The organism is Bacillus sp. mrc49, from assembly GCF_002803435.1.
The window spans coordinates 1-5,105 of record NZ_PHNG01000714.1 but is presented as its reverse complement, the minus strand read 5'-3'; the positions used below and the strand labels follow the sequence as shown (position 1 = coordinate 5,105).

Here is a 5,105-nt window from a genome sequence, read left to right as displayed (position 1 = left end):
AATCTTGAAACAAAGCCAACGGTATCGGTCAGCAGGAATTCCTTCTTATCGGGTAACGGAATGTTTCGCACCGATGTCTCAAGTGTAGCGAACAGCATATCTTTTTCCAAAACCTGCTTCTCCGCATTCGGATGGAACATTTCGATTAAAGCATTCATGATTGAAGACTTCCCTGCATTCGTATACCCGACCAATGAAACGACAGGGATGGCATTCTTTTTGCGCTGCTTCCTCTGCGTTTGCCGGTGTGCCACAAGGAGTTCGAGTTCTTTGTTCAAAACGCTTATATTTTCCTCGATTCTCCTGCGGTCAAGCTCTAATTGCTTTTCCCCGGCTCCTTTGTTTGTGCCCACCCCGCCACTCTGACGGCCCAATGACTCCCTTAAGCCAACAAGACGCGGGAGCATATACTGAAGCTTTGCCACCTCTACCTGGAGCTGAGCTTCCTTCGTTTGCGCCCGGTGCGCAAAGATGTCCAGAATTAAAATCGTCCGATCGATCACCTTGCAATCCATATCCCTTTCCAAATTCCGCAGTTGCGACGGAGACAGCTGATCATTAAAGATCACGACGTTCGCTTCTTTATATTCAACGAGCCTCTTCACTTCCTCAATCTTACCCGTCCCGATGAAATGCGATGAATTCACCCGATGCAAATTTTGGGTGATGGTCCCGACAACTTCCACATCACAAGCCTCCGTCAGGTTAGCCAGTTCCTCCATTGAATACTCAAAATCCCCCTGGCCATTGAGATTGACGCCAACAAGGATTGCCCTCTGTTCCATTTCCATCCCTTCAAATCCCTTCTGTGCATGCCTATTCCTTGAACCATTGCACCTTAAGGAACATATGCATGCCGCACTGAATGTCTGCCACATTGTAGCACATTAACCATCCCATTGCCTGCTGCTTCCTTATTAGAATCCATTATGCCCGAAAGGACATTCAGCCAAAAAACCGGACGGGCTCCCGCCCATTTGGATGTTAATCTTTGAATTTGAGGCGTTCACTCGCCAATTCGGTTCATGACCTTGAAATCGTGCGTTTTCACTCGCGAATTTCATCCTCTTCAGGATCGTAAAAAACAAAAAGGCTTCGTAAGGGAAACCTTTCCGAAGCCTTTTTGGCTACAAACATCGGACGGGAGCTTACCTCCCTGCCCAATTGCTATAATTCACTGCTCAAGATAATATCCCCTTTAGGAATTTTGCTATCATCCGAGGGCTCAAGTGTGATTGCTACGGTATCCCACTCATGCTCACCCGCTTGATCCAGGTGATACGTCACTGCGCCCAGGCCATCGTCATTCGGCACGAATGTCCCGGCTCTATAAGGCTTACCCTTCTCCAGCAGCCAAACCTGATATACCTGTGAGCCTTCTGGCGGTTCAAGATTTTCCGCTTGAATGATCATTTCCGTTTTATCATTTTTCTCTACCATCGTCGCCCTGCCATTGAAAGCAGCGCCTTCACCCGGTTTCAGGGCCACACTCGTCTGAAGCCTATCAATGGTTTCCCGTTTTTCCCCTGCATTGTTATCCGCTTCATCCTTAGAAAGCAAGGTATAGGCATTTCCAAGCAACGAGGCGAATAAGACGGCCGCCAACAATGGCTTGATCCATCCATTTCCTCTTCTTTTTTCAGCAGTTTGCTGTAATGCAGGCTGTTGCTCTTCTTTCTCCGTTTCAAACACATATCCCAAAATCCGCTGTTTCATTTCACTTGGCGGATCAACCGGTTCAGCAATAAATGCCAAGTCCTTCGTTAGCATCGTCAGTTCATCTAATTCCTCACGGCAATTTCGGCATTGCGCAAGATGGTTTTCAAACTTCCTCCGAGGGACTTCATCCAATTGTCCATTGAAGTAATCTAACAGCCATTCACATGGATTATTATTCATCAAGCTCTCCCCCTTTGGTTAACTTTTGCGGGATAATCTTTCGTAAATGCTTAAGCGCCAATCTGACTCTCCCTTTAACGGTCCCGAGCGGAATTTCAAACTCCGAGGCTATGCTCTGCTGTGACAGGCCTTTAAAATAAAATAGGTGAATCATTTTTCGTTGTTCCTCACTTAATTCCGAAACGGCCTGCCTCAGCATGGCTCCTTCTTCCTTCCACTCGATGAGATTTTCTACGCTGGGATTCTCACTCGGAATCTGTTCATATTCAAAGTCGGAGGGTATATCTCTTCTTTTTCTTAACAGATCAATACTTGCATTACGGGTCATCGTCATGATCCAGCTGGAGAACTTCCCTTTGGATGCATGATATGTACCCTTTTTCGTCCAGATTTTTATAAACACTTCCTGTACCGCTTCCTCGGCCAATTCCTTCTGCCCAGTAACTTTATAGGACAGGGAGTATAGGATCTTTTCGTAGCGATCATATATTTTTTCGAGGGCCTGCTTATCCCCCAGATGAACTTTCTCGTATAGCTCTACATCTATATCGTTCATTGAAGTCCCCTTCCTACCATAATTACTTATTATAGCAATATTTGGATCATCCATAAAAATTTCCATGCTCTAATCTATGTACGTTTTGAAAAGGGAAATGGATGCATCATTTTAAAGTTTCACATGAAACAATTGGAAAGATCGAATAAAAAAACTCCCCGCACCTAAAATAAGCAACGGGGATCATATTTTAAACTACTATTCTTTTATTCTTAATAATCTAAGACTGTTCAACGTTACTAATAAGGTCGCACCCATATCGGCAAAAACCGCCATCCATAAGGTTAACCAGCCGGGAGCGATCAATAATAAGGCCACGATTTTGATCACCAAGGAAAACGTGATGTTCTGCTTAATGATTTTCAATGTTTTGCGGCTTAAGCGGATCGTATATGGAAGTCTCGATAAATCATCACCCATCAAGGCTATATCGGCTGTTTCAAGCGCAGTATCAGTGCCCGCGCCTCCCATCGCAATCCCCACAGTCGAAGCTGCCAATGCCGGAGCATCGTTGACACCATCGCCCACCATGGCCACTCGCCCATATTTTTGCTTCCATTGCTTGATGATCGTCAATTTACTCTCGGGCAATAGCTCCGCCTCAATTTCATCCACGCCCGCCGCTGCTCCGATCGCCTTTGCCGTACCGCTATTGTCGCCCGTCAGCATGATCGTTTTTTCGATACCAAGTGCATGCAGTTTGCGAATCGCTTCTTTGCTGCTTTCCCTTATTTCATCAGCAACTGCAATAAGCGCCAGGAGCTTCATTTGATCGCCAAGCAACATCACCGTTTTCCCTTCATTTTGAAAGCCGCTGATTTGCTCCAGCACATCATCAGGAAAAACTAATCCTGCCACTTCTTCAAAGAGATGGGGTTTGCCAATGTAATAGGTTTCTTGATTGATGTTTCCTTTTATCCCTTTGCCAGTGATGGCAGTGAAATCCTCTACCACTAAAGAGCGATACTCCGCACTTTGTTCATCCGCCTTTTGAAGCACTGCCGTGGCAAGGGGATGCTGTGTCCTGCTTTCCAAAGCAGCTGCAATGGCCAGCACAGCCTCTGGACTGAATCCTTCAGCCAACAATTTGAAATCCGTTACAACAGGAATGCCCTTTGTTAACGTACCCGTCTTATCAAACGCAATCGCCTTTATGGCTCCCGCTTCTTCCAGATGGATTCCGCCCTTGATCAATACTCCATTTTTCGCTGCATTTCCAATAGCTGTGACTATGGCAATGGGGGTGGAAATGACCAAGGCACATGGGCAGCCGACAACCAGTACAGCCAATCCCCTGTAAATCCACTCGGCCCAATCCCTGTTCACAGCAAGCGGCGGCAAGACCGCAATCGCCAAGGCAATGAGCATGATTGCCGGTGTATAGTATTTGGCGAATTTATCCACGAAGGCCTGGGAGGGCGCTTTTTCAGCCTGTGCTTCTTCAACTAGATGGATGATTTTTGCGATCGTCGTATCCTCGACGCGCTTCGTGACCTCCACTTCCAGCAGCCCCTCGCCATTTAAGGTTCCTGCAAAAACCTCGCCATCAATCGTTTTATAAACCGGCTCCGATTCCCCTGTAATGGCTGCTTGATTAAGCGTCGAGGCCCCCTTCAAGATCCTGCCGTCCATAGCAAGCTTCTGACCTGGTTTCACGATCATCGTGTCGCCGACCTCAATCTCATCGACTGCGATCATCATTTCGTGATTGCCTCTAAGGATCAAGGCTTCTTTAGGTGCGATATTCATCAAGGATTCAATGGAATTCCGGGCTTTATCCATCGAATATTTCTCCAATGCTTCACTGATGGCAAATAAGATGACGACAGTCGCCCCTTCGCCCCATTCACCGAGCACCGCCGCACCGATGATGGCAACTGTCATCAAGGTGTGCATATCGAAGCGAAGTTTGAAGAGATTCTTCAAGCCATTGAGAAATAATGAATACCCCCCAATTATGATGGCCGCCGCATACCCAATTACCGGAAAGATGCTTCCTTCCCCAAATTGGTTTTGCAATATCCAGCTGATCAGCAACAGGATGGCCGAGAATGCCACCTTAATATTTTCTTTTTGTTTCCAAAATGGCTCCTTAAGGGACACCTGTTCCTGCTCTCCCCGGATTCTCAGGTTATCGAAGGCTCCTGCCTTTTCTATCTCTTCAATCGTCGCACTTCCCTGTACGGAAATCTTTGAAGCGCCAAAATTGATTTTAGCGTCCCTTACTCCTTCCAGGCCACGAACATTATTCTCAAACTTAGCCGCACAATTCGTGCAGGATAGACCTTGGATGCGGTACGTTTTTGAAGCCGGTTCAGCCATCGGACCTCACCTCCCGCTGGTGTTCTGATGCAATGAGGATCAATTGCTTGATATGGTGATCATCCAATGAATAAAAAGCTAACTTTCCTTCTTTTCGATATTTAACGATGGCTTTTTTCTCTTGAATCGTCGCACTTCCCTGTACGGAAATCTTTGAAGCGCCAAAATTGATTTTAGCGTCCCTTACTCCTTCCAGGCCACGAACATTATTCTCAAACTTAGCCGCACAATTCGTGCAGGATAGACCTTGGATGCGGTACGTTTTTGAAGCCGGTTCAGCCATCGGACCTCACCTCCCGCTGGTGTTCTGATGCAATGAGGATCAATT

Annotated in this window: 5 protein-coding genes; all 5 read right to left on the bottom strand. The window is 46.6% G+C overall.

The annotated features are described in order from the left end of the window. The coding region (gene hflX, locus CVN76_RS20240; protein ID WP_100532799.1) for a GTPase HflX at positions 1 to 791 on the bottom strand (791 nt) is incomplete at its 3' end. 376 nt (positions 792 to 1,167) lie between these two features. Then, positions 1,168 to 1,899 (bottom strand): anti-sigma factor, encoded by a 732-nt coding sequence (locus CVN76_RS20235; protein ID WP_100532800.1) that lies wholly within the window; start codon positions 1,897 to 1,899, stop codon positions 1,168 to 1,170. Beyond that, positions 1,892 to 2,455 carry an RNA polymerase sigma factor gene (locus CVN76_RS20230; RefSeq protein ID WP_100532798.1) on the bottom strand — a complete coding sequence of 188 codons (564 nt, stop codon included), beginning with the start codon at positions 2,453 to 2,455 and terminating at the stop codon, positions 1,892 to 1,894. Before CVN76_RS20230 ends, CVN76_RS20235 begins: the two co-directional genes overlap by 8 nt. Positions 2,456 to 2,653: 198 nt before the next feature. Next, the gene (locus CVN76_RS20225) at positions 2,654 to 4,777 is read right to left on the bottom strand and encodes a heavy metal translocating P-type ATPase (protein WP_100532797.1); all 2,124 of its coding nucleotides are present in this window, start codon (positions 4,775 to 4,777) and stop codon (positions 2,654 to 2,656) included. Further along, complete coding sequence (locus CVN76_RS32150; protein ID WP_100532796.1) at positions 4,770 to 5,060, bottom strand: cation transporter; 291 nt, start codon at positions 5,058 to 5,060, stop codon at positions 4,770 to 4,772. The genes CVN76_RS20225 and CVN76_RS32150 overlap by 8 nt, the downstream gene beginning before the upstream one ends. Positions 5,061 to 5,105 lie beyond the last annotated feature (45 nt).

Bases quoted from the DNA above. Each gene is read 5' to 3' on its own strand.
- CVN76_RS32150 (WP_100532796.1), bottom strand. From the start codon at position 5,060: ATGGCTGAACCGGCTTCAAAAACGTACCGCATCCAAGGTCTATCCTGC.
- CVN76_RS20225 (WP_100532797.1), bottom strand. From the start codon at position 4,777: ATGGCTGAACCGGCTTCAAAAACGTACCGCATCCAAGGTCTATCCTGC.
- CVN76_RS20230 (WP_100532798.1), bottom strand. From the start codon at position 2,455: ATGAACGATATAGATGTAGAGCTATACGAGAAAGTTCATCTGGGGGAT.
- CVN76_RS20235 (WP_100532800.1), bottom strand. From the start codon at position 1,899: ATGAATAATAATCCATGTGAATGGCTGTTAGATTACTTCAATGGACAA.